The sequence below is a fragment of the Brevibacillus aydinogluensis genome (assembly GCF_961514395.1).
Classification (GTDB): Bacteria; Bacillota; Bacilli; order Brevibacillales; family Brevibacillaceae; genus Brevibacillus; species Brevibacillus aydinogluensis.
Genome location: NZ_OY569118.1, coordinates 70,723 through 94,549, shown reverse-complemented (window position 1 = coordinate 94,549; position 23,827 = coordinate 70,723). Strand labels below are relative to the sequence as shown.

Genomic DNA, 23,827 nt, shown 5'->3' with positions numbered 1-23,827 from the left:
CTCAAGCAGCTGCGTCGGCTTTGACCGTCCGCCGTTGCATCAGGAGCAGCCGGCCGAACAAAAACACGGCGCCTGCGGCCAGTCCGGCGATCAGGCCAATCCAATACCCGAACGCGGCCAGGGAGGTGTAGTTGGCCAAGAGATAGCCCAGCGGCAGGCCAATCACCCAGTAGGAGACAAGCGCGGCGACGAACGGGACCGTCACGTCCTTGTACCCGCGCAGAATGCCCTGGATCGGTGCAGCCACCGCGTCCGACAAGAGAAACAAAATGGAGTACATCAAGAAATGCTGTGTAAGCTGAAGCACGTCCGGGTCGGTCGTGTAAAAACCGGCCACCTGTTGGCTAAACAGGAACAGCCCGACGGCGAACAAACTTGCCATCATCAGGGCGATGCCGATGCCCAGGAAGCTGTACTGGCGGGCGTCCCGGAATCGTTTGGCCCCCACCTCAAACCCGACCACGATCGTGAGCGACATGGAGATGCTCAGCGGCACCATGTAAATAAACGAAGCGAAGTTCATCGCCGCCTGGTGCGCCGCGATCGTGACCGTGTTGAATTGGCTCATCAGCAGCGTGACGGCGGCAAAAATGCTCACCTCGAAAAAGATCGAGAAGCCGATCGGCACGCCCAGCCGGAGCAGTTCTTTCCACGCCGGCAAGGACACGCGGAACATCCGCGAAAACATCCTGTATTCGGTAAACGGCTGGACGCGATGCACCACGTACAAGCTGATCAGGGTGATGCACCAATAGGTGATGGCCGATGCCACCCCCGCACCGACGCCCCCGAGCCGGGGAAAACCGAACTTCCCGAAAATGAGCAGGTAGTTCAACGCGACGTTGATTGGCAGGGAAATCAGCGTAATGATCATCGTCACCCGCGTCATGCCGAGCGCGTCGATAAAACAGCGCAGCACCGTGTAGACAAACATGGGGACGATGCCAAACGACAGCGCAATCAGGTATCGCCTGGCAATCTCACGTACGTCCGTCTCCAGGCTCATACTGTTCAAAATCGGCTCAAGAACCAGCGCACCGCACAGGATGACAGCGACGCCGATCACGACGGACAAATAGAGCGCCTGTATGACTGTAAACGGCACCTGATCCTTCCGCATCGCCCCCACCAGTTGGGCCACCATCGGCGTCACCGCCAGCAGGATGCCGGTCAGCCCTGACTGGATCGGGACCCAGATGCTCGATCCGATCGCCACGCCCGCCAGGTCGACGGGACCGGCGTGGCCGGACATGATCGTATCAAAAAAAGTCATGGAAAACAGGGCCAACTGCGAGACCAGAATCGGCAGCAGCACGGACAGGAACTGACGCAATTTTTCTTGGAGCGTGTGCGTTTGATACATGATTTGTTCTCCTCCGAATACGGCAAATACAGCGAATGTGAATGATTCGTCCCGCTTTCACCCAAGAGATGCTCCGTCTATTCTACCATGTGATCTCGTTTGCGTCCGCATATGGATAACTTCGCGAGCACACAATATCACTGGAAACAATGACAAGGAGGGCAAACGATGAACGTACAACGGGCAAAAGAAATTGCCGCTTCCCCCGTCATGGCAAACGTGACCTGCGACGGCATTCCCGTCTACATCCAACATGTCGATGAGCAAAACGAAACGGCCCGCATCTATCCCCTGGGTGAGCCGGAGAAAGAACGGACAGTGCCGTTGGATAGCCTGATCGAGCACTAAGACAAGAAACGATCAAGAAACCTCCTGATAAAGGAGGTTTTTTTACACTGTGCCCGGAGACAGTGTCCCTGTCTTCTCGCCCAATGACACCCGCTCTCCCTGCTGCAGCTGATACATGTGATAATAGCGGCCGCCCAGCTTCATCAGCGTCTCGTGGTCTCCCCGCTCCACGATTTCGCCCCGGTCCAGGACGAGAATCAGATCGGCATGTTTGATCGTCGACAGCCGATGGGCGATGATAAACGTCGTCCGCCCCTGTTTCACCACGTCCAGCGCCTCTTGAATAATCGCTTCTGTCTCCGTGTCGATGTTGGAGGTGGCTTCGTCCAGGATCAGGATGGCGGGATCAAATGCAAGCGCGCGGGCAAACGAGATGAGCTGCCGCTGTCCCGCCGACAGGGTGCTGCCTTTTTCCACCACGGGCTCGTCGATGCCGTTGGGCAAATGCTTGAGCAGGCGATCCGCTCCAATCTCGCTCAGCACCTGTTCCACCCGCTCCCGGGAGATGGCAGGATCACCAAGCGACACGTTGGACGCGATCGTTCCCGTAAACAGGAACGGGTCCTGCAGTACGATACCCATGTGCTCCCGCAGGGTCTGACGGGGTATCTCGCAAATGTCCCGATCGTCGATGGCAATGCGTCCGCGGCTAGCGTCGTAAAAACGAAAAAGCAGGTTCAGGATGGAGCTTTTCCCGGACCCCGTATGTCCGACCAGCGCCACCGTCTGTCCCGGCATCGCCTCAAATGAAATGCCCTTGAGCACGTACTCGTCATCCTTGTAGGCAAACCAGACGTCCTCGAAGGTCACTTTCCCCTTGAACCGCTCCATCCTGTCGTCCGAGACATCTTCGCCCTTCTCATCCAGCAAGACGAATACCCGCTCTGCGGAGACAAGCGCGGTCTCCAGGTTGGGCAGCTGATTCACAATGCCGACAATCGGCTGAAACAGCCGGTTCAGATAATCGACAAACGCATACAGCACGCCAAGCGAGATCGCTCCCTCCACTCCGGAGATGGAGACGCCGCCAAAATACCAGATCAGCGCCACAAAGGCGATCGTCCGAATCAACCCGACTAGATTGTGGCCGGTCAGGGCGTTTAAGCTGAGCAGCTTGCTGCGGTACGTGAAGTGGCGGGTATTGTGCTCCTCAAACTCCCGCTCTGTCTGTTTTTCCCGGCGAAACGCCTTAATCACCGCAATGCCCTGGATCGATTCGTTGATCATGGCGTTGATTTCGCTGAGGGTGGAGCGAATGACACGGTTGTACCGCTTGGCGAACAGCCGGTAGACGTACATCCACACCGCCAGCACGGGCACGATGAACAGGCAGATTGCCGCCAACCGGACATCCAGCACGAAAAGCGCGGCAAACACCCCGATCATGTAAATTGAACCGGTGAAAAAGTTGGCCAATACCGACACGTACAGCTCTCGTATTGACTCGGTGTCGTTGGTGATCCGCGACACGACCTTCCCCGCCGGCAGATTGTCAAAATAGCGGATCGGCAGCCGGTGAATGTGAGCAAACACGTCCGTCCGCATTTTGCGGATGATGCGGTTGGCCGTGGCCTGCAGCAGGTACCGCTGACCGTAGCTGAACAGCGCTGACAAGACGACCAACCCGAAATAGATCTGGCAGAGGTGAAGCAGCCCGTTCATCTCCGGGCGGAAAAACATGAACATCTCCCCGGCAGTCAGCCTGCGCGCTTCATAGGTTTTCGTCTGCTCCCCTTTTGTGATCATCAAGCGCCCGTTTTCCGTGATGGATCGATCGCCGTCAAAAGCAAGCGGGCTTTCGACAAAATAGTAATCCCGGTTCACCTGCAGCACCCTGACCTCCGCACCGCGCGGCTCGTCGGCGGCAAAGCGGTCCGCCCGTTTGTACAGCGTTTCGCCGTACGCGACCGCATACGGCCCTTCCGCCTTCGTCTCATACCAGGGCTGCTCGATGCCGGAAATGTGCACATCGATCATCCGCTTGGCGATGAGCGGCCCGGCCAGGTCCGTGCCCACGGCGACGGCCAGCATGAGCAGCGCCAGGATCAGCGAGGTTTTGAAATGCAGTGCGTATCGCATCAGCCGCCTGCCTGTTTTGTCCAGACTGCCGGCGGTCCGGTCCATCTCCAAATCGAACTGTTCCTTCTCCATACTCACGTTTGTTTCACCCGCTCCCGGTCAGTTTTGCTTCCACTTGCTGGCGTTCAAACTGTTCCTTGTACCAGCCGCCTTGTTCCATAAGCTGTTCGTGCGTGCCCCGCTCCACAATCCGTCCCTCGTCGAGCACCAGGATAAGATCGGCGTGTTGAACGGCGGAGAGCCGGTGCGCCGTGATGATCGTCGTTTTGCCGGCACGCGCCCGGCGGATGTTGGCGATGATCTCCGCTTCCGTCCGCGCGTCCACCGCCGACATCGCATCGTCCAGGATGAGAATGGGCGGATCGGCAATCAGCGCCCGCGCGATGGATACCCGCTGTTTCTGTCCGCCCGAGAGCGCGACGCCTTTTTCCCCGACAAGCGTTTCCAACCCGTGCGGGAGGTAAGCCAAATCCTTTTGGAAGGCCGATGCCGCGATCGCGTCGTCCAACTGCTCCGCTGTCGCGCCGCCATTGCCAAATACAATATTGTTCCTCACCGTTCTTGAGAACAGAAACTGCTCCTGCGGCACATACCCGTACCACGATTTCAGCCGGTCCATGTCGATCCGGTCGATCGGGATGCCGGAGATGGTGACGGCCCCTTCTCCCGGCGGATATTCCCGCAGCAATTGCTTGACGAGCGTCGTTTTGCCGCTGCCGGTGCGTCCCACCAGCCCCAGCGTCTGCCCTTTTTCCAGGGTAAAGGTCACGTCCTCCAAATTGTTGACGGCAGACGTCGGATAGCGAAACGTCACGTGTTTGAATGCGATCCGCTCGGGACGTTCCACCGCGATTGTCTCCTCAGGTTCGGGAACGTCAGGCGGACAGCCGAGCGTTTCATTGACCCGGTCCAGAGAGGCATTGCCCCGCTGCATCACGTTGATCATCTCGCCGATCGCGAACATCGGCCAAATCAGCATGCCCAGGTACACGTTGAAGGACACCAGCCCGCCGATCGTCAATTCGTTGTGAAAGACCAGGGAGGCCCCGTACCCAAGCCCGATCAGGTAACTGGCCCCGACAAACATCTTGATCGTGGGCTCGAACAGGGAGTCGATCCTGGCGACGGCCAGATTCTTCTCCAGCACGTCCCGGGTCACGTCGGCAAAATGCTTCTCCGCCGCCCGCTCCTGCACGTAGGCCCGGATCACGCGAATGCCCGAGATCGTCTCCAGCACTCCGTCATTCATCTCCCCGAACGCGTCCTGCGCCGCCGTAAACCGCGCATGCATCCATTTCCCGTAAAAACGGATCAGGACCGCCATGATCGGCAGCGGCAAAATGGCCGCCAGCGTCAGCTTCCAGGAGACAAACGCAATCATCGTCACCAGGAGCGTCGCCATCCAAACCGTGGAGTCAATGAACGTCAAAATCCCAAACCCGGCCGTTTGCGAAATCGCCTGCAGGTCGTTCGTCGCCCGCGCCATCAGGTCACCCGTGCGGTTCCGTTCAAAAAAGGGCGGGCTCATCTTGAGAAAATGGCGCATCAGCCGGGACCGCATCAGCCGCTCCACCACGAACGCCCCTCCAAACAACTGATACATCCACACGTAGGTGATGAGGTACACGACCACCGCGATGCCGACCAGCAAGAGCAGCGTCTGCGTCATCCCTGCCCACGTCAGCGTACCGTGCTGAATGGCGTCAATCGAGCGGCCCACCATCATCGGCGGCATCACCTCCAGGATGCCGACAAAAATGAGCAGCGACACGGCCAGCGTATACCGTTTCCACTCCTGCCTGAAAAACCATCCGAGCTTTCGTATGACCGACAGCATGTTGTTCCCCTCCTCATTCATTTCCAGACAAAAAAGCACACCACTCGGAAGCGGTGTGCTTTGTCACAGCGAGTCAACGTAGGAAAAGCGCATGCCACGAGGGTGCGTGACCTGCGCCTGCTTACGCTTACGCAGCGAAAAGGGCTCGTGTGCACCGTACTGCTCTTCGCGTCAGGAGGGAGGTCACGTCATGGGATATGGAGTTGCGACCGGCATCAAACGGAATCCAAATCCTGATCATGACAGACAGCCCCCTTTCCAGAAAATTTCATCCTTTGCGTATACTGGTACGGTATCACGAATGGATGAATCTGTCAATTGATTTTCCCGTGTTCCCGTGACCGGCCATCGTCACTGTTCACTGCCCCGGCAGTTGAGGCGAATGCGAGAACCCCTATCATTTCTTGCTTGTTTCTTGGCATGAACCCCATTATAATGGATTCGTAATAATGATTTTCATTATCAATGAAAGGTGGTGGCGGAATGGTGAAGCACGTGCGAGCGGAAGAACCAACTTCCATAGCCAAAATCATTCGTGAAAGACGAACGATACGTTCCTTTACGAATGAGCCTGTTACCAAGGAACTGATCATCGATCTTCTCAATGACGCCGTCTGGGCCCCCACTCACGGGTTGAGGCAGCCTTGGCGTTTTCTGTTCGTGTCCACAGACGAAAAGGAACGCTTCATCGAGTATCTTCTTCAGGCCTTTCCGAACGATCAGCAGGACAAGATGCGCACCTATTTTCACGCGCAGGCTTCCGCCTTTTTGATTGTCATCATGTCGGAAGATCCTCGACCGAAACAATGGGAAGAAGACTTTGCGGCATCAGCCGCCATGATCCAGAACTTTCAGCTGCTGGCATGGGAACGGAAACTTGGCGTCGTGTGGAAAACCAACAACCACAACTGGGACCCCAAGGTTCGCCAACTGCTGGGTGTAAAACCCGGAGAGAAAATCGTCGGGTTTCTGCATCTGGGATTTTTCGACAGCGAACAGATTCCGGAACCAAAACCGCGTACGCCCGCTGAAGAGAAACTCACCCTGTTTGAAAATCTGAAGCCATAACACGGAGGACCCTAATGTTGCTTTATTCACGTCAACCATGGATTGCCCTGCTTCTTTGCGCGCTCATCATTCTCCTGACGGCCTGCAGCGGCGTTTCGGAGACAGCAGCCCCCGCTGCGACAACCGAACCGAAAGCGCCAGCCCAGGAAGAATCCCGAACCATCCAGCATGAGATGGGAGAAACGGTGATCAAGGCCAAACCTGAAAAAATTGCAGTCCTGTTTCCTTCGATGATCGATTTTCTTCTGTCCGTGAACGAAACACCCTACGCGGCCGTTAGCGGCGGACCGAAAAGTAAAGAGTTTTCCTGGTATTTGAAGGATCGCATGACCAACACCGTCAATTTGGGCTGGCTGGTCAATTCTACGAATCTGGAAGCGGTCGTGGATGCCCAGCCCGACTTGATCGTGGCTAGCGATGCTTTTGCCAAAGTCTACGAACAGTTGTCCAAAATTGCGCCAACCGTCATCATCAAGCCCGCTGAAACCAAAGACGGCGTGAAGGATTGGCGGCAAACGTTCATCAAGACGGCTGAAATCGTAGGAAAAGAAGACGAGGCCAAACAAGTCATTGCAGCCTATGAGCAGAAAGCCAAAGACGCACGGGAAAAAATCGCCAAAGCGATCGGCAATGAAACCGTTATGTTCTTGCGTGTAACGGCCAAGGAGCTTCGTTATTACGGCGCGAAAAACTTCGATGTGCTGTACAATGACCTGGGGTTACATAAACCTGCGCATTTCCCGGATAACAGCGCAACCTTCCAACCGCTGTCCCTGGAGGTCCTGCCGGAAATCAATCCCGATCACATTTTTCTGTTGACGGAAAGTCCTGAAAAACTGGCGGAGATCCAAAAAACGCCTCTCTGGAACAAACTCACGGCTGTTCAAAAAAACCAGGTGTATCCGGTTGATTACGACTTGTGGTTCCAAGGATTCGGCCCGATTGCCAACAACCTGATCATCGATGAAGCGGTTGAAAAACTAACCAAGTAACAGCCTTTGCATATTGTGCCTTGTGCCCTTCCACCGAACGCGTGGAAGGGTTTTTCTGTGCCTTACGCTTTCCCTGGCGAGGAACGCATGCCCTTTCCTATAAGAAAAACACGGTACATCCAACCTTTTTCCGTCGAATGTACCGTGTTCGTTTGATGGCATCGGGGTCATGCCCCTTTTTCATGCGAATGCGCTCGTTCAACCGATGCATGCGCCAACCCATACGGCAGGCACAGCGGCACCCCCGTTCGGGGGTCGGCAACAATATCCGCTTCAATCCCGAATACTTCACGCAGCACGTCATGCGTCATCACCTGATCGGGAGCGCCTTCGCAAACGACCTTGCCCTTTTTGATCGCGATCATGTGCTGGGCGTAACGCGCCGCATGGTTCAGGTCATGAACCACCATGACAATCGTGCGCTGTTCCTCTTGATTCAGCTTGTGCAGCAGTTCGAGAACTTCCAGTTGGTGAGCCATGTCCAGGAACGTCGTGGGCTCATCGAGAAACAAGAAATCGGTTTGCTGGGCCAGCGCCATGGCGATCCATGCCCGCTGCCGCTGCCCACCGGACAGTTGTTCAACCGGGCGGTCACGAAATTCCACGATGCCTGTGACCTCAATCGCCCACTGAATGATTCGCTTGTCCTCCTGCGTCAACGAACCGAATCCTCTCTGGTGAGGAAACCGCCCGTAGCCGACCAGCTCGGAGACAGTAAGCCCGTCGGGGGCCGTTGGATTTTGCGGCAAAATGGCAAGCTGCTTCGCTACTTCCTTGGTCGACTGGCTGTGAATGGCTTTCCCGTCCAGGAAAACGGCCCCGTCTTTCGGCTTCATAATCCGCGCCAGCGTCTTGAGAATCGTAGACTTCCCGGAACCGTTGGCACCGACAAGAGCCGTGATTTTCCCCGTAGGAATGGTCAGATTCAACTGTTCCACAATGATGCGATCACCATAGGCGATATCTACCTGCTTTGCGTACAGACGTCCCATAAATACTTACGCCTCCATTCATCAGGTCTTCATCAGCAAATAGATGAAGTACGGTGCGCCAATAATGGCCACGACAATGCCGACGGGAATCTCCGAAGGCTGCAGGATCCAGCGGGCCAGTGTGTCCGCAACGATCAGGAGCAGCCCTCCCGCCAGTGCGGAAGCGGGGATCAGATACTGGTGATGGGGACCGACCAGCCGCCTCGCCAGATGAGGCCCAATGAGACCGACAAAGCCGATGCCACCTCCAACCGCCACACTTGCGCCCGCTAAACCAACCGCTGCGGCAAGCAGTCTGATCCGTTCCCGTTCCGTGGAAGTTCCGAGGCCAATCGCGAGCGGTTCTCCCAAGCGAAGAATATCCAATACCCGTGCCTTCACCATGACATAGGGAAGCAGGATCATGAGCCAGGGCAGCAAAGCCATGACAAAGTGCCAGTTCGCTCCCCAGATGCTGCCGGCCAGCCAAACGGAAACAAATTGGAATTTTTCGGGATTCAGTTTGATCGTGAGGACGATCATGGCGGCGCTAATGCCCGCGGAAACCGCAATCCCCACCAGAATGAGCCGTGTCGGCGCAACGCCCTGTCCTTTTCGGAAGGCCAGGGAGTAAATGACGGCGGCGGTCAGGGAAGCGCCTGCAAACGCACATAACGGCAGCAGGTAAACAGGAGCGCCTTCCGTCATCGGATAAAAGGAAATAAACAGGATCACCGCGAGGCCTGCCCCTGCGCTGATTCCCAACAAGCCCGGATCAGCCAGTGCATTCCGGGAAACGCCTTGCAATATCGCCCCGGAGACAGCCAACCCCGCTCCCACCAGGACGGAAAGAACGATACGAGGAAGCCGAAAGTCAAACAAGACAAGCTCCTGTTTCTCGGTGCCTGCGCCCACCAGCGTCTTCATGACATCCCACGGCGAAAGTTTGATAAAACCCGTATTCATGCTGATAAGAAACGCCGCGAGAATCAATGCGCCCAGCACAGCCATGACCTGGGCTGCGCGGATTTTTCGCCGGTGTTCCATGGTTCCTGCCTGCATGGATTTCATCCCAATTCCCTCCTTTCCCTACGGGCAAGGTAGAGGAAAAAGGGCACGCCGATCAGGGAAATCAGGGCGCCTACCGGCGTTTCGTAAGGCGGATTGATCATTCTCGCTCCGATATCGGCAAACACCATGAGCAAACTGCCCAGCACCGCGGAGCACGGAATGATCCACCGGTAGTCTACGCCTACCAAAAAACGTGCCACATGAGGGATGACCAATCCGATAAAGCCGATCATGCCGACAGTTGACACCGCCGCCCCCGCCAGGATCAGAACGATCACGGCACCGGCGAGCTTGACACGACCCGTTCGCTGTCCCAAACCGGCGGCCATTTCTTCTCCCAGACTAAGCACCGTGATGGAACGGGAAAGCATCAGCGCCGCGATCAACCCAGCCACAATCCACGGGAACATGATCCTGATGTGAAGCCACGTGGTTCCCGCAACGCCACCTGCGTACCAGAAGGCCAGCTCCTGCCCCACCTGGTAGTAGATCGCCACGCCCTCGCTAAGTGCCACGAGCAGGGCGCTAACGGCTGCGCCAGCCAATGCCAGCCTGACCGTAGTCAATCCTCCTTTGGCCAATGAACCGATTCCATACACCAGCCCCGCCCCCAGCCCGGCGCCGAGGAAGGAGAACAGGATGACGTACGGAAAAGGCAGGCCGGGCCACAACGCAAAACAAAGCGCCAACGCAAAGCCCGAACCGGCATTCACACCGAGAAGGCCGGGGTCTGCCAACGGGTTGCGGGTCATCCCCTGCATGATCGCTCCCGCCACGGCAAAACCGGCGCCAACCATCGCTCCGCACAGCGCCCGAGGCAATCGCAATTCTTGAATGATTTGGTGCTGTGTCAAATCCGGCTGAAAATGAAAGACCGCTTCCCATACCGTCAGCAGGTGAATGTCGGCTGCACCGACTGAAATCGAAAGGGTCAAACCAAGCGCAAGCAGTATCAACCCGCCGAGGAGAATGAACAAAGCAAGGACGGGCCGGGTTTGCATGTGAGTTTTTGGTTTGGACGCTGCTGACATTTGTGCAACCCACTTCCATTCATTCAGTAATCATGATTGTCACTGCTACGTTAGACAGGTTAATGATAATGGTTTTCATTTGCACCTGTCAATAATCTAGCCGTTTCTTGCTAGAACCTTTCTCCCCGCAAACAAAACAGCGAGACCCCCTTGAGGGGATCTCGCACGTGTGCAGTCAACGTACTGCTGGGGGGATTTCGCTTTTTGCCATACGCGGACATTGCGATCCGCACGAATGGCAAATCCATCCGCCATCGTCTCACGATTCCGTTATTCGTGAGGGAATCAGCTCCCAGGTGAACCCTCCATCCGACGTTTTGTATACATAGGTACCTTCATCCGTTCGAAACAGGGCAAACCCGATCTCGGCTGTCACATTATGATATGATCGTAAAATGAATGACGGCCTTGTTTTGCAGTCGCATTCCCTGGTACCCCCTCTGAGTAATAAAGGAAGAGCTGCGCATTCGGTTTCAATGGCAAGGCGTTGTCGGGAAACGAAGCAGTTTGTCTATTCGTTTTCAACGGGGTATTTTTGTAACAAGCTCTCTACATTCGATTCCAGTTCTTTTCGATCAATCGGGACATTCACATTGAGTTCAATGGGGTGGAGGTAGTCGACAACTTCACCCTTTGCATTGTATAGTTCAAACTGCACAAGAATCCCGGAATCTTTATCAACCCAGAAACGAAACGTGCTTGCACCTTGTTTTCTGGATGCAGCCTCATTCAGAATTCCTTTCAATACGATGGTATTATGGTCCAGCAGTTGTTCATCTTGTTTTTCAATTTCCCATTTGTCCAAATCCCTTGTAAAGTTGGATGCAATTTCATAAGGAAACAACGAAGTCTGCGCAGCACCGATTGGTGGACGTTCACGGTAACGGGTCACGTTGTTTCCCAGCGAATCCTTGCCAAAAGCCTGCTTCGGCTCAAGTGTTCCCGCATGACGATCGGCATTGTACCTCATCCGTCGGGTTGCTTTCCTTTCCTCATCCACAAGCCAAACGCTGCCGTCCTGATAGTAGATATGTTGAATGCGCGATTTCCCGGAATTTTTATCAACATGCGTACTTTTACTGTAGCCGCTTGTCGGCGCAATCTTATATTCAACCAGCGTGGTATATCCGTTTCGCAGGAGTTCAAACTTTCCCACTGCCGTATCAAAGTTGTCCACGGTATTCAGGAGTTTCGTGAGCACTTCTGTTTGTGTCAGATGATCGTAGTTTTCCTGTTTCGTCGGAGGTTCATAGACGGCGGGTTGTTCTTTCGTTTTCGTTGCGTGTTCCACTTGGTGCGAATCTGGTGTGTTCGATTGTATAGCGTTTTCTCCCGTATTGTCTTGAACAGTTATATTTGTACAGCCGTAACAGATGATCATTAGCACGCCCAAAAAATAGACTGATTTTTTCATACTACTTAACCTCCTCTACATTAATAAAGGAGTTCTTCCAAACTTCATTAGACTTATCTTCAAACATCCTTAACTTTATCTTTCTTTTCCATGCTGTGACCTCCAAATCTTTCCAACTTAATGATTTCATGATTATCTGTTTTTTTCCCTCCCCTCCTTCAACATTTCTCCGGTCACAACAAAACGACCAGCTAGAAGCATGGCGGAATAACCCTTCATGCGACCAACTGGTCGATTCTTGTTAACCGAATACGTTCGGCAGACTGGCAGGATTGCCTGAAAAGATACTGCGAATACAAATGCTATGTTCAAATTTTACTATTTTTTCTTTTTCTTGTCATATCATAAAAAGCAGTATTTTTTACTCAACTGGAGCCATACCAAATGAAATATCTTCAAAATCATCTCTTCCTATAGCGTAAAAGACCCTTGTTCCACGTTCATCTTTGTTTGCGAATGCTACACGGTGGTTAAATCCTTCCCATTCTACATCTTGCGCACCATCTTCAGCAAACTCTTTTGCTGAAATTTCATCATCCCATAAAGTAATAGTAGTAACAGAAGGATTATCTCTGATAACTTGATTAACAATACGTAAAGCTGTCAATTTTCTCTCAAGATCCATCTCCCTAGATGGAAAGTTCGCAAAAACAACAACCTCGTTAGACTTGGTACCTTTTGTCATCGTTTTTATTGAAATATCTATAGAGGAGATTAAGTTTAGTACAGACTCTTGAATACTTGAACTTAATGTATTTTGCTCAGTTTTATCTCCTGTTCCGTTAACAGTTCCTTTGCTGCATGCAGTTAACATACAAATAGATAATAGTAACATGCCACAAATGAATTTCCTCATATTTTCCCCCTTATATCCGCTATTATTAGACTACCTGATTCTATATTCAAAATTTGTATGATTCATTAATAAAAGTCTTTTTTTAGTTACATCCTCCAATTCTTGTAGACTTATTCCACAGTTAGCTCCATGATCGGTCCAGTAGATCTTGTCTGATTCTTGTTTTTGATTAAAGCAATGGTAAAGCGATTCATGAGACTGATGGGACTCATGAGACTTAAGCTCCTCATCAATGCATCCACAATAGCACGGGACTTTCTTTAATAGTTCTTGATATGACCTTACAGCTTCATATAATTATTTTACAGATTCGTTATATTGATTTAAGAACGAAGGAACTTCATTCTCTTCCGTTAAATGAATCCCTTGTGAAGTTACTGCTTGGTCATATCCTGGTGACTGACATCCAGAAACTAATAATATGCTAACGTACACCAAAATGTTCCCAACAATTCGCTTTGCTGTTGTAGTAACTTTCATGTTTAATTACTTTGTGTATTTGGTTAAGAATTCTTTAAATGCCTGTTCATTATTCCGCGTGTGGAACCCGTTGGGGTTATTCTGGTTATTCCACCTACTAATTTGGCTATTTCCTTTCCATCTTCAAAGTAAACGATTGTAGGTGTTGCTGTAATATTGTATTTTCAGCCATCTTTGAATTCAAGTAAATTGTACTGCTTCATATCAATTTACATTTCATTATTTATTTTACCAATAACAGGTGTTGTCCTTTTACAATGACCACAAGTTGGGGAAAAAAAATAAACGAATATCCTTTTTTACTCTCTATTTCGTTTTCAAGTTCTTCAGGTAAAACGATTCTCTGGTAATTTGGATCATTAAGTTGCTTTCGTGTTTCTGGATGAAGTTTAGACGCTTCCTTACCATAGATCGTTGATGAGGATACCGACATATTAATCATAATCAACATCAAAATAAAAATTCCAAGGACAAAAAGGAAATTCTTTTTCATTTTCTGAATATCCCCCTTTATCAATAATAGGGGCGAATAACTTCGCCCCTATATCATGTATTAATTTTTACGTTTTTCTTTTATTTCAATAACATCCTGCTCTTTCTTTTTGCGATCCTTTTCTTGTTGTTCCTCATCAACTGGAGGTGCAACCGGTTCGAGACTTAACCCATGCAGCAGTTCTTTGTAGAGAGTAGGGTCTTTTGACAGATCTTTGATGAATTCTTTAGCCTCCTTAGGCGAGAAGTAAAGGCCCTTTGTTACTTCATTGCATTCATGACCTTCACACGCAAACTCTTCAGGAGACCATCTGCTGTATGCTCCTTTAAAGTTCTTTTCAATAATTTCCTCATCTACAACAAATATACCAAGGTTTTCAGTACTTGGTGTTTCAACAACGCGTGCCTGATCTCCAGCAGCGTAAATAGGATGGACTACATCATCTTCAAGCAGGAAAGGATCAAATGAGCACCCTTCTTTTACTTCTATTTGTACGTCACTATAACCAGCAGCTTTGAAGCGCTTGTCATCTGATTCAATTTTTTCAAGTTGTTTTTCTATTTTCTTTGATAGTTTTTCAGTGGAAATACCATTTGACTTTTCGGAGGTCTTATTTTCTACGCAGATAGTAACGACGTCCCTATTGCTTGTCCCCAAAACGTCATTTGTAAAGAGACTATGGTGTTCATCACCATGTGCTATTACAGACATATTGCTTGTTATACTGAAGATACCACCCATTATTACCGTTGCTACAATCCCGAAATAAACTGCGCTTTTTTTAAATTTCAAAAAAATCCCTCCCTTAATCTCCAGTAATTTCGTTTTCAATGGATTCTAAATCATCTGCTGTTGGATTTGCATAGTTTGTAGAGCAGCCATATGCTTTGGAGTGCATAATACTTTGTCCGCAAGAGGAAGGATAAGGTGCATTAGGACCGCCGTCAATTAATCCAAGGATATGACCCGTTTCATGATTAATTGTATGGTCGCTGGTGTAGTCTTTGGTTCTTAGGTAAACCATACCGTAGTCGTAATGATAATGTCCATCGACAAATACACTACCTGCCCTAGCAACGCAAGAGTAAGAAGATGATCCACAGTTACTGGAAGTATCGTCTTTAATATAATATCTGATCTTTACGTCCTCTAATTCAGATGAAGAAAGTTCGGAACAATTTTTGTCTCCACTCCCCGCCTTAAGAAAGTAGATACGATCATTGCCAAGACCATCATAGTTTCTGGAATACAAGACTTCCTTAAATCGATCGTAAGCGTCGGCAATGTCAATACTGGATACAGCCTCTTGTATGCAAAAATATTCATCGACTGAGTTATAGTGAGTGCTTTCAATATGTCGCTTCGGATCATAAGGATGAGATGCAGAAGCTCCCCCTTGAAATAACATGACGAAGAGAAGACACATGGTGATCAGATAAAACTTTTTCTTAAGCATTTTACCCCTCCTAAATTTACATATTTTTAATGGGTATCCTTAATGCCTAATTCATTTACTCCCCCATTTCGTTTAATTAAAGGACTAGTTACAAGAAAATGTTAACATTTTTCAATTAAGGTTTGTATTGAGAAAAATGATCATATTTGTATATAATAATATGTAGGAAAAAGGGGAGTTTTATCAAATTTTAGAAGAGGAAAATTGATATGATTGGGGAAATAATTTCTTATTACCGAAGAAAAGGTAAAATCACACAGGAGACCCTTTCCAAAGGCATCTGTTCGATTTCTTATCTGAGTAAAATTGAAAATAATCAGATTGAAGCCACTGAAACAATTCTAGATCTTCTCTGTAGAAGATTAAATATTTCCTTAAATCATGTGATTGAGGAAAACACAATCATCGAAAACACGTTTAAGGAGTGGCACACTAACTTACTGTCTAGAGAGATGGAAAGAGCGGATGAAAAACGTAGCAAATTAAAGGGGGTAAATCCAGAGTATAAAAATCTCGAATACTACAAGAGGTTTTCATTATATAATTTTGCTCATTATCTCTTCGAGAAAAAATTAAATCTCGCAAAACAAGAACTGGATCAGCTTATTCAGTATTCTAATTTATTTTCCAGTGAGCAAAGTTATGAGTACCATCAGTTTGTTGGACTATATTATTACTATCTCAACGATTTTCAATTGTCTCTAGATTATCTAAAGAAATCAGAAAAAATCGGTGAACAATATAATATTATTCGCCCAGAATTGTACTATCATATTGCTCTTACTATGACTAGAATGTACCAAATATTCCATAGTATAAGTTATGCAAAGAAAGCCCTTGTGATTTTTGATCAAGACTCTAACTATCTAAGAAGCACTGATTGTAAGATTTTGTTGGGCATAAATAGTATTAGACTTAAAAATTTCCAAGATGCAGAGTCTTATCTTACCAGTGCATTAAAAGTGGCAAAGACTTATGGTAGTCAACACCTAGAAGCAATCATTTTACATAACATGGGCTACCTTCAATCGATACTCCAAAATCATGAGAAAGCTTTGTCTTTTTTTCATGAAAGTATTTCTTTACGTGTAACTGATGAGAATAAGACGAGGCTAGTTAATACTATTTACTTCCTTTCTAAAGAATATAACACCGTGGGAGATTTAAATTCCGCCTTACATTGGTGCCAAGAAGGATTAGGCATTTCTCAAAAACTTAACCTCTGCTTATATAAAATTAAATTTACTACTCTCTACTTTACAATATTATCTCAAAATGATTCAGAAGAATTCGGAAATTATTTGGAGAATGAAGCTATTCCCTATTTAATTGAAGTAAGCGACTATTATCATCTTAATAAATATGCTGAAATGCTATCTAAGATGTATGCAAGAAAATTTATTTATAAAAAAGCAAATTTCTTCATGGAATTAGCCTACGATTCACTAAAAAAAATGACAGGAGTTGTGATTGATTTATGAAAAGACTAGTCCTTAGCCTAACTTGTTTCTTACTTGTTAGCAGCCTCTTTCCCTCTATAGTGTTTGCAGAAGATTATCCTGATCCAAAACCAGACCCAATTCCTAATACTGTGAAGATAATCAACCAATAGCATTTCATAATAGAAGGTAAAGATGTATCAATGATTCCCCAAAGAAAAAACCGCATAGGTAGCACTCCTAGCGAGATTGGCGACCTCATACGGCCATTTTTCTTGATCCATCCTATGTCAAAAAAGGTAAGCTGCTTTATCGCTGTTATTACGATAAAGATGATCATAACCAGTTAGATGTTCTCTTGGATAATCTATAACACGGAATGCCAGGAGCAGATATCATACTCCTCCTCGATTAGCTTACAAGCGTCCATATTGTGAAGCGGAATTTTATCCCCCATTTCGTGAATTCGTTTAATCCTTTTCAGCAAATCGGTGGGATTCCATCGAGAGAGAAGATTGCCTTACTTCCTTTACGACCACCCAATGGATTTACACTGAAGATTCCAGAGTAAGCTAGCGATTCACCATTAGCATGGACAAGGCTGCGTCTATCATATTGAACGAGGGATAATCAGATTTGACGATCGACTGTGCGTGAAAATAATCCTTGTGAGTCGGATTAGCATGCTGCAACCGATAATACAGCACAATGCGTATACGCCAAAGTCCAGATCATCCAGAACCAGTTCCTTAATGACCCCGGAAATCCAATAACGCCAGCTCCACGTTTGCCCCACCTGAAGGATAGCCTCGTTCATTTAAATCGCATACTTTTATATAGTAGGTTTGTTACTTAGTGTTTCCTGATACGGAGCGATATTTTTGGATCAAGTCCATATTTGTGTGTAAATTTCCCTCGGTTAGAGAAATAAATTAGCCAATGCGCGTCACTTTAGACACCGCTTTTGTTGCCTGCGTTTCTCGCCATTCCAAATACTCTTCCATATCGAAATACTTCTTACCGCTTGCCCATTTTTCGTCTATCTCCATAAGCAAAGCTCCGATCAGGCGAATAACCGATTCACGGTTAGAAATATGCGAATGACACGTTCTCGTCGGCGAATTTCTTCGTTGAGTCGCTCCATGCCATTTGTTGTCCGAAGTCGTTTACGGTACTTTTCAGAGAGCAGAAGAACAGCTGTGGCATCATCAAAACCATTCTACAAAACGGAAATCGCCTTTGCAGCTTTGGCCTCGTATATTTCCACTGTTTGTTGCAACAATAACCGGGCCGTCTCAAGATCAGGGGCTTCCAAAATCGAACGAACACGGGGATACAATTCCTCCTGCAGCTGCTTGGGCGTGGCATCGAGGATATTTCGCATAAAATGAGTCTGACACCGTTGCCACGTCACCCCTTGAAAATGGGTACGAATAGCTCGTACGAGCCCACCATGTTGATCGGACACAATCAGTTCTACGCCTCGTAAGCCTCGCTCTTTCAGCCAGCTAAAAAACTCGCTCCAACTGGTCTCTGTTTCACTATCTCCATACATCAGTCCAAGGACTTCTCGGTAGCCTTCCTTTTCACCCCGTAGGCCAACATCACGCCACGAGAGCGTACACGCCCCTCTTCACGCACCTTTAAAACAAGGGCATCTACAATGAGAAATAGATAGAATCTCTCTCGTAGTTTTCGGTTGTTCCAAGCCGTTACAATCGGATCCAGGCGTTTACACAGATCGGAAACAGTAGACTTAGGGAACTCCGGTTCCGCACAGTTCCTCCGTGATTTGCGAAACTTGGTGATTGTTCCCACCCGCGTGATCAGTAGATGAGGATCTGTACCGTTTCGATATCCTTGACGTTCATCTGTACGTTCGTACGGTTCCGCAGACAGCTGTTCCGCAGCCTGGGCCTGCAATACCTGATTCAATACCGATTCCAACAGCTGGCCACCTCCGAATCCTGCGAATTTCCGAGAAAAGTTGCTGCAAAAGTTGTGAATCTACAGTAATCTGGTGTTGAGCCATAACAAAAACTCCTCTCTTAGAATGGTGTCCGCAAACTTCATTCTAACCAAGGGTTTTTGAAATGGCTCTCTTATTTTAAAGAGACTCCGTTTTTACACAATTATATGGGCTCAACTTTTTTCCAACCCGTTCAATCACATGAACTCATCCTACATATGAAGCTCGAACATACATTGATAAATTCCGAGTAATTAGGTATGATAAATTCGATTAGTAGTTTTTAAAATTGTGAAAATACATGAAAACTGAGCGCTTGGAATCCATCTCAACAAGCAAGATGGTGTGTGGACCCTCCCAAGAGCGAAAGACGGGCATGCAAGTACAGCCAGAAAGGGGGAACGATCATGAGCCAAACGCAGCCCTACAAAACCGTCATGTTGAACCCGCACGACCACGTCGCGGTTGCCCTTGAGCCCATTCCGGCAGGCTCTGTCGTGAGCGTCACCTGCCAGGGGCGGACGTTTTCCGTTACGCTGAACGACCCCATTGATTTTGGCCATAAGTTTGCGGTCGTTCCCATCGCCAAGGACAGCGACGTTCGCAAATACGGAGAAGTGATTGGCATTGCCACACGCGATATTTCGCCAGGCGAACATGTACATGTCCACAATATCGAAGGCAAAAGAGCCAGGGGGGATTTACGTGGCATCAAGTAATCCGGATCACTTTTGGGGGTATCGCCGTTCAGACGGACGGGTTGGCATACGCAATCACGTATTGATTCTTCCGACCATTACGTGTGCGACGCAGGCCGCAAAGCGCATTACCGATCTCGTCAGGGGAACGGTTACGTTCATCCATCAGCATGGGTGTGCACAGTTGGGTGCCGACTACGAGCAAACCTTTCGGACCTATGTGGGCATGGGGGCAAACCCCAATGTGTATGGCGTCGTCGTGTTGGGACTCGGATGCGAGACGCATCAGGCACGCAGCGTCGCCGAGGAGATTGCGAAGACCGGCAAACCTGTTGAAGTGGTGTCCATTCAGGATCACGGCGGCACCTTGATGGCGATCGCGCAAGGTGCGAAGATCGCTACGCAGATGGTGCAGGATGCGTCGGCGCAGCTTCGGGAACCCTGTCCGATGAGCGAATTGATCGTGGGGACAGAGTGCGGCGGATCGGATGCCTGCTCGGGGCTTTCCGCCAATCCCGCTGTTGGCTATGTCAGCGACCGGATCGTCGATTTGGGCGGAACGGCCATCATCGCCGAAACGACAGAGTTGATCGGGGCGGAGCACCTGCTCGCCGAACGGGCAGTGAATGATCAGGTAGCCAAGCGCGTATATGAAGTGATAAACGCAATGGAAAACCGGGCGATCAAAATGGGGGTGGATATTCGCAAGGGAAATCCGAGCCCCGGCAATATCAAAGGCGGTCTCAGCACCTTGGAAGAAAAGTCGCTCGGCGCTGCGAGCAAGGCTGGCAGCCGACCGCTGCAGGAGCTGGTCAATTACGCGGAGACTCCGACCCGCAAAGGTCTCGTGTGGATGGATACGCCCGGTCAGGACATTGAGCAGCTCACAGGCATGGTCGCCGGCGGAGCACAGATTGTCCTCTTTACGAGCGGTCGCGGAACTCCGACAGGGTCGCCGATTGCGCCGGTTATTAAAATTTCGACCAATACCCGCCTGTATGAAACCATGCGGGATAACGTGGACCTCAACGCGGGAACCATTATCGAAGGCCTGGAATCGATCGAACAGGTCGGCGAGCGCATTATGCAAGAGATCTATCAGGTCGCCTCAGGCAAGATGACCAAGGCGGAAATTCTCGGGCAGGACGACTTTGGCATTTGGCGTATCGGTTCAACCTTCTAAATGCCGGTTATCGCTGCAGAGACATGTTTCGTAGTTTACTCGCACATTTTCTGAACAGCACCAACAAATACGGTAGGGAAGTTGATGACCATGGCCATTTTGGAAGGCGGATTGGATTTTGACAGTCCGATCATGGTGAAAGTGCATCAGCATTTTGATTCGACCCGGATCGATCAGGCGGAAATCAGACAAATTCTCCGGGATCGCATCTGCGATCCGGCCATCAAACGCATGATCAAACCGGATATGAACATCGCACTGGCAGTAGGCAGCAGAGGGATCCGCCACCTGGATTTCATCGTGCGCACTGTCGTCGACATTCTGCGTGAAATGGGAGCGAAACCGTTTATCGTTCCCTCCATGGGCAGTCACGGCGGCGCGACACCGGAGGGGCAGAAAGGTGTCCTCCGTCATTACGGGATTACGGAGGAGACCATGGGCATTCCCATTGAAGCCTCCATGGAAACGCTGGAATTGGGGGTTGTCGATGACGTTCCTGTTTATATAAGCAGGCCGGCCTATGAGAGCGATCTGATCATCCCCATCTGTCGGGTGAAGCCGCATACCGATTTTAAGGGACGTGTCGAAAGCGGCATTTATAAAATGCTGGCGATTGGTCTGGGTAAGCATAAAGGGGCAGCCACGATCCATAAGGCGGGCTTTCCGGCGTTTGCCACGCTCATTCCGAAAATCGGGCAGTTTATCGCAGACCATGCCCCTGTGGGCTTCGCGGTATCCATCATTGAAAACAGCTACGATGAAGTGGAAAGTGTTCACATTGTCCCCAAGGAACGGATTGCCACCGAAGAGCCCAAACTTCTCATGCGCGCCAAACAACTGCTGGCAAAGATCAATATCGACCCGATCGACCTGTTGATCGTGGATCAGATCGGAAAAGACATCAGCGGAGAAGGGATGGATCCCAATGTCACCGGACGCTCACCGGCGGGTGTGGCGTTTGAGGACGTCCCGCAGATCAAACGGATTGCGGTTCTTGATTTGACCAAGGAGACGCATGGCAACGCATCGGGCATTGGCATGGCGGATGTAACGACCAGGCGATGCTTTGAAAAAATCGATTTGCAGGTGACCTACGCCAACGTCATTACAGCCGGGGTGTTTGACAGCTGCAAAATCCCCATGATTCTCGAGAATGACAAGGAACTGCTGGCGGTAGGGTTAAAGGCAGCGACGTTAACCCCACCGGACCAGGCGCGTGTGGTGCGTATTCAGGACACGCTTCATCTCTCAGAATTTTGGGTCTCGGCAAACATAGCCGAATCGTTGAAGCATGATCCCCGTTTCACGATCACCAACGAACGGCGCCCGTTTACCTTTGATGAAAACGGGAATCTCACCTGGTAATCATTCATTTCCATAGAAATCATGAAGGAGAGTGGATCGAACATGGACCATTTTAAACGACCGGGAGCCCCTGTCTTTACATCGGTGGAAGAAGAACGCCGCTATCGGAAAGAGCGGCTTGCGGGAGCGTTTCGCGTATTTGCCCAGATGGGCTATGACTATGGCGTATCCGGGCACATTACCGCCCGTGACCCGGAATATCCGGATCATTTCTGGGTAAACCCCATGGGACTGCACTTCAACTCGATAAAAGTGTCGGATTTGCTCCTCGTGAATCACAAAGGGGAGATCATCGAAGGGAAAGGCGTTCTGAACCAGGCGGCGTTTGCCATTCATTCGGCCGTTCATGCCGCCAGACCGGATGTCGTTGCCGCTGCTCACGCCCACACGATTTACGGCGAAGCGTGGTCGACACTAGGGCGACTGCTCGATCCGATTACGCAAGATTCCTGCTATTTTTACAACGATCACGCCATCTTTAACAGCTATACCGGAGAAGTGCTGGAAAAAAGCGATGGAGAAAAAATTGCGAAAGCCCTGGGCAACAAGAAAGCGATTATCCTGCAAAATCACGGCCTGCTGACCGTCGGGAAAACGGTGGATTCCGCCGCGTGGTGGTTTATCACGATGGATCGTTCGTGCAAGGTTCAATTGTTGGCCGAGGCGGCAGGCAAACCCGTTCTCATTCCCAGCCACATCGCACAGCTTACGCGAAATCAAATCGGCAGTGAAGATATCGGCTGGTTCAGCTTTCAACCGTACTGGAACAGCATCGTGAAAGAACAACCGGATTTGCTGGAATAACCTGTTCGTGAAACGAAGCAGAGAAGAAACAGCAAGGCATCGGATCGGAGAGGAGAGGGAGACATGAAGAAAAAGGTGTCGGGGATTATCCTGGCTGCCGTTCTGCTGGCCTCGCTTGTGGGCTGCGGCGGAAAGCAGGAAGCATCGCAGGGACAAGAGACGACCATCAAGGTGGGCGTAACCGCAGGGCCGCATGAAGAAATCATTAACAAAGTAAAAGAGTTGGCCGCCAAACAGGGAATTCATGTGGAGACGGTTGTCTTTAATGACTATATCACGCCAAACCGGGCGCTTACGTCGGGACAGCTCGACGTCAACAGCTATCAGACGATTCCGTTTATGGACCAATACAACAAGGATCATAACACGAAGATTGTCCCGATTGGAAAAACGGTCACCTTCCTGATGGGCATTTACTCGAAAAAATACAAAAAGCTCGAAGATCTTCCCGAAGGAGCCACGCTCGGTCTGCAAAACGACCCGGTGAACATGTCGCGCGCCCTTCATGTGTACGAGCAGGCCGGTCTGATCAAATTAAAACCGGGCGTGGATGTGGACAAGGCGACGCCGGCGGATATAGCGGAAAATCCCAAAAACTTCCAGTTCAAGCTGCTGGATGCGGCGCTGCTGGCGCGTACACTGAACAGCCTTGACGCGTCGACCGTTAACTCCAATTTCGCCTTGAAGGAAGGGTACAAACCGAAACGGGATGCCATCTTCATGGAGAATTCGTCCCGATACGTCAACTATATTGCGACGAATGAGAAGGACAAGGACAATCCGCTCTATCACAAGCTGGTGGAATTGTACCGTTCCGACGAAGTGAAGAAGTTCATCGAGGAAACCTATGACGGCGTGATTATCACTTCCTGGTAACACGCAGGGTGTGACAGAGCTGTACCCAGAAACA

At 49.8% G+C, this 23,827-nt stretch carries 20 protein-coding genes and 2 pseudogenes; 9 read left to right on the top strand and 13 right to left on the bottom strand.

Features of this window, described 5'->3' with window-relative positions:
* Window position 1: 1 nt before the first annotated feature.
* Window positions 2-1,363 carry an MATE family efflux transporter gene (locus tag Q7F15_RS00460; protein WP_304414874.1) on the bottom strand — a complete coding sequence of 454 codons (1,362 nt, stop codon included), beginning with the start codon at window positions 1,361-1,363 and terminating at the stop codon, window positions 2-4.
* Between the two features lie 168 nt (window positions 1,364-1,531).
* Between Q7F15_RS00460 and Q7F15_RS00455 the strand changes: the two genes are divergently transcribed.
* Window positions 1,532-1,711: a small acid-soluble spore protein H gene (locus tag Q7F15_RS00455; protein ID WP_171563961.1), complete on the top strand. Its 180-nt coding sequence runs from the start codon at window positions 1,532-1,534 to the stop codon at window positions 1,709-1,711.
* A gap of 42 nt (window positions 1,712-1,753) precedes the next feature.
* Here the strand turns inward: Q7F15_RS00455 and Q7F15_RS00450 are convergent, their stop codons facing one another.
* Together Q7F15_RS00450 and Q7F15_RS00445 are read right to left on the bottom strand one after the other, a co-directional pair.
* Window positions 1,754-3,862: an ABC transporter ATP-binding protein gene (locus Q7F15_RS00450; RefSeq protein WP_304415552.1), complete on the bottom strand. Its 2,109-nt coding sequence runs from the start codon at window positions 3,860-3,862 to the stop codon at window positions 1,754-1,756.
* Window positions 3,863-3,875: 13 nt separating this feature from the next.
* Complete coding sequence (locus Q7F15_RS00445) at window positions 3,876-5,627, bottom strand: ABC transporter ATP-binding protein (RefSeq protein ID WP_304414873.1); 1,752 nt, start codon at window positions 5,625-5,627, stop codon at window positions 3,876-3,878.
* A gap of 483 nt (window positions 5,628-6,110) precedes the next feature.
* On the opposite strand from Q7F15_RS00445, the gene Q7F15_RS00440 reads away from it, so the two are divergent.
* Both Q7F15_RS00440 and Q7F15_RS00435 read left to right on the top strand, forming a co-directional pair.
* On the top strand, window positions 6,111-6,695 hold the full coding sequence (locus Q7F15_RS00440) for a nitroreductase family protein (protein ID WP_035290211.1): 585 nt from the start codon (window positions 6,111-6,113) through the stop codon (window positions 6,693-6,695).
* A 14-nt stretch (window positions 6,696-6,709) separates the two neighbouring features.
* Entirely contained in the window at window positions 6,710-7,687 is a 978-nt protein-coding gene (locus tag Q7F15_RS00435) for an ABC transporter substrate-binding protein (RefSeq protein ID WP_304414872.1), read from the top strand.
* Window positions 7,688-7,854: 167 nt separating this feature from the next.
* Here Q7F15_RS00435 and Q7F15_RS00430 read toward each other — a convergent pair whose 3' ends face one another.
* The 9 genes and pseudogenes from Q7F15_RS00430 to Q7F15_RS00395 form a co-directional block, all read right to left on the bottom strand.
* Window positions 7,855-8,679, bottom strand: a complete 825-nt coding sequence (locus Q7F15_RS00430) for an ABC transporter ATP-binding protein (protein WP_044897668.1) — start codon at window positions 8,677-8,679, stop codon at window positions 7,855-7,857.
* 21 nt (window positions 8,680-8,700) lie between these two features.
* On the bottom strand, window positions 8,701-9,720 hold the full coding sequence (locus tag Q7F15_RS00425; RefSeq protein ID WP_414625781.1) for a FecCD family ABC transporter permease: 1,020 nt from the start codon (window positions 9,718-9,720) through the stop codon (window positions 8,701-8,703).
* Window positions 9,721-9,725: 5 nt separating this feature from the next.
* Window positions 9,726-10,760 carry a FecCD family ABC transporter permease gene (locus Q7F15_RS00420; RefSeq protein WP_304414871.1) on the bottom strand — a complete coding sequence of 345 codons (1,035 nt, stop codon included), beginning with the start codon at window positions 10,758-10,760 and terminating at the stop codon, window positions 9,726-9,728.
* 511 nt (window positions 10,761-11,271) lie between these two features.
* Entirely contained in the window at window positions 11,272-12,174 is a 903-nt protein-coding gene (locus Q7F15_RS00415) for a sigma-E factor regulatory protein RseB domain-containing protein (protein WP_304414870.1), read from the bottom strand.
* A gap of 361 nt (window positions 12,175-12,535) precedes the next feature.
* Window positions 12,536-13,030 (bottom strand): hypothetical protein, encoded by a 495-nt coding sequence (locus Q7F15_RS00410; protein ID WP_304414869.1) that lies wholly within the window; start codon window positions 13,028-13,030, stop codon window positions 12,536-12,538.
* A 30-nt stretch (window positions 13,031-13,060) separates the two neighbouring features.
* A pseudogene (locus Q7F15_RS20515) lies at window positions 13,061-13,312 on the bottom strand (PCYCGC motif-containing (lipo)protein); the annotation flags it as partial.
* A 407-nt stretch (window positions 13,313-13,719) separates the two neighbouring features.
* Entirely contained in the window at window positions 13,720-13,803 is an 84-nt protein-coding gene (locus Q7F15_RS00405) for a thioredoxin domain-containing protein (protein ID WP_083989854.1), read from the bottom strand.
* Between the two features lie 260 nt (window positions 13,804-14,063).
* Window positions 14,064-14,795 (bottom strand): hypothetical protein, encoded by a 732-nt coding sequence (locus Q7F15_RS00400; protein WP_304414868.1) that lies wholly within the window; start codon window positions 14,793-14,795, stop codon window positions 14,064-14,066.
* 13 nt (window positions 14,796-14,808) lie between these two features.
* On the bottom strand, window positions 14,809-15,459 hold the full coding sequence (locus Q7F15_RS00395; protein WP_304414867.1) for a hypothetical protein: 651 nt from the start codon (window positions 15,457-15,459) through the stop codon (window positions 14,809-14,811).
* 209 nt (window positions 15,460-15,668) lie between these two features.
* Between Q7F15_RS00395 and Q7F15_RS00390 the strand changes: the two genes are divergently transcribed.
* A complete protein-coding gene (locus Q7F15_RS00390) occupies window positions 15,669-16,940 on the top strand; it encodes a helix-turn-helix transcriptional regulator (RefSeq protein ID WP_304414866.1) in 1,272 nt (423 codons plus the stop codon).
* Between the two features lie 890 nt (window positions 16,941-17,830).
* Here Q7F15_RS00390 and Q7F15_RS00385 read toward each other — a convergent pair.
* Window positions 17,831-18,930: pseudogene (locus Q7F15_RS00385) on the bottom strand (IS256 family transposase).
* Window positions 18,931-19,274: 344 nt separating this feature from the next.
* Between Q7F15_RS00385 and Q7F15_RS00380 the strand changes: the two are divergent.
* From Q7F15_RS00380 to Q7F15_RS00360, 5 genes are all read left to right on the top strand, one after another.
* Complete coding sequence (locus Q7F15_RS00380) at window positions 19,275-19,586, top strand: UxaA family hydrolase (RefSeq protein WP_035296410.1); 312 nt, start codon at window positions 19,275-19,277, stop codon at window positions 19,584-19,586.
* Window positions 19,573-20,748 (top strand): UxaA family hydrolase, encoded by a 1,176-nt coding sequence (locus Q7F15_RS00375; protein ID WP_304414865.1) that lies wholly within the window; start codon window positions 19,573-19,575, stop codon window positions 20,746-20,748. The genes Q7F15_RS00380 and Q7F15_RS00375 overlap by 14 nt, the downstream gene beginning before the upstream one ends.
* 90 nt (window positions 20,749-20,838) lie before the next feature.
* Entirely contained in the window at window positions 20,839-22,113 is a 1,275-nt protein-coding gene (locus Q7F15_RS00370) for a nickel pincer cofactor-dependent isomerase, group 22 (protein ID WP_304414864.1), read from the top strand.
* Between the two features lie 42 nt (window positions 22,114-22,155).
* Window positions 22,156-22,917: a class II aldolase/adducin family protein gene (locus Q7F15_RS00365; RefSeq protein ID WP_304414863.1), complete on the top strand. Its 762-nt coding sequence runs from the start codon at window positions 22,156-22,158 to the stop codon at window positions 22,915-22,917.
* A gap of 63 nt (window positions 22,918-22,980) precedes the next feature.
* The gene (locus Q7F15_RS00360; RefSeq protein ID WP_143864030.1) at window positions 22,981-23,793 is read left to right on the top strand and encodes a MetQ/NlpA family ABC transporter substrate-binding protein; all 813 of its coding nucleotides are present in this window, start codon (window positions 22,981-22,983) and stop codon (window positions 23,791-23,793) included.
* Window positions 23,794-23,827 lie beyond the last annotated feature (34 nt).

Excerpts from the sequence above, each read along its gene's own strand:
- Q7F15_RS00460 (WP_304414874.1), bottom strand. The coding sequence starts at position 1,363 with ATGTATCAAACGCACACGCTCCAAGAAAAATTGCGTCAGTTCCTGTCC.
- Q7F15_RS00455 (WP_171563961.1), top strand. The coding sequence starts at position 1,532 with ATGAACGTACAACGGGCAAAAGAAATTGCCGCTTCCCCCGTCATGGCA.
- Q7F15_RS00450 (WP_304415552.1), bottom strand. The coding sequence starts at position 3,862 with ATGGAGAAGGAACAGTTCGATTTGGAGATGGACCGGACCGCCGGCAGT.
- Q7F15_RS00445 (WP_304414873.1), bottom strand. The coding sequence starts at position 5,627 with ATGCTGTCGGTCATACGAAAGCTCGGATGGTTTTTCAGGCAGGAGTGG.
- Q7F15_RS00440 (WP_035290211.1), top strand. The coding sequence starts at position 6,111 with ATGGTGAAGCACGTGCGAGCGGAAGAACCAACTTCCATAGCCAAAATC.
- Q7F15_RS00435 (WP_304414872.1), top strand. The coding sequence starts at position 6,710 with ATGTTGCTTTATTCACGTCAACCATGGATTGCCCTGCTTCTTTGCGCG.
- Q7F15_RS00430 (WP_044897668.1), bottom strand. The coding sequence starts at position 8,679 with ATGGGACGTCTGTACGCAAAGCAGGTAGATATCGCCTATGGTGATCGC.
- Q7F15_RS00425 (WP_414625781.1), bottom strand. The coding sequence starts at position 9,720 with ATGCAGGCAGGAACCATGGAACACCGGCGAAAAATCCGCGCAGCCCAG.
- Q7F15_RS00420 (WP_304414871.1), bottom strand. The coding sequence starts at position 10,760 with ATGTCAGCAGCGTCCAAACCAAAAACTCACATGCAAACCCGGCCCGTC.
- Q7F15_RS00415 (WP_304414870.1), bottom strand. The coding sequence starts at position 12,174 with ATGAAAAAATCAGTCTATTTTTTGGGCGTGCTAATGATCATCTGTTAC.
- Q7F15_RS00410 (WP_304414869.1), bottom strand. The coding sequence starts at position 13,030 with ATGAGGAAATTCATTTGTGGCATGTTACTATTATCTATTTGTATGTTA.
- Q7F15_RS00395 (WP_304414867.1), bottom strand. The coding sequence starts at position 15,459 with ATGCTTAAGAAAAAGTTTTATCTGATCACCATGTGTCTTCTCTTCGTC.
- Q7F15_RS00390 (WP_304414866.1), top strand. The coding sequence starts at position 15,669 with ATGATTGGGGAAATAATTTCTTATTACCGAAGAAAAGGTAAAATCACA.
- Q7F15_RS00380 (WP_035296410.1), top strand. The coding sequence starts at position 19,275 with ATGAGCCAAACGCAGCCCTACAAAACCGTCATGTTGAACCCGCACGAC.
- Q7F15_RS00370 (WP_304414864.1), top strand. The coding sequence starts at position 20,839 with ATGGCCATTTTGGAAGGCGGATTGGATTTTGACAGTCCGATCATGGTG.
- Q7F15_RS00365 (WP_304414863.1), top strand. The coding sequence starts at position 22,156 with ATGGACCATTTTAAACGACCGGGAGCCCCTGTCTTTACATCGGTGGAA.
- Q7F15_RS00360 (WP_143864030.1), top strand. The coding sequence starts at position 22,981 with ATGAAGAAAAAGGTGTCGGGGATTATCCTGGCTGCCGTTCTGCTGGCC.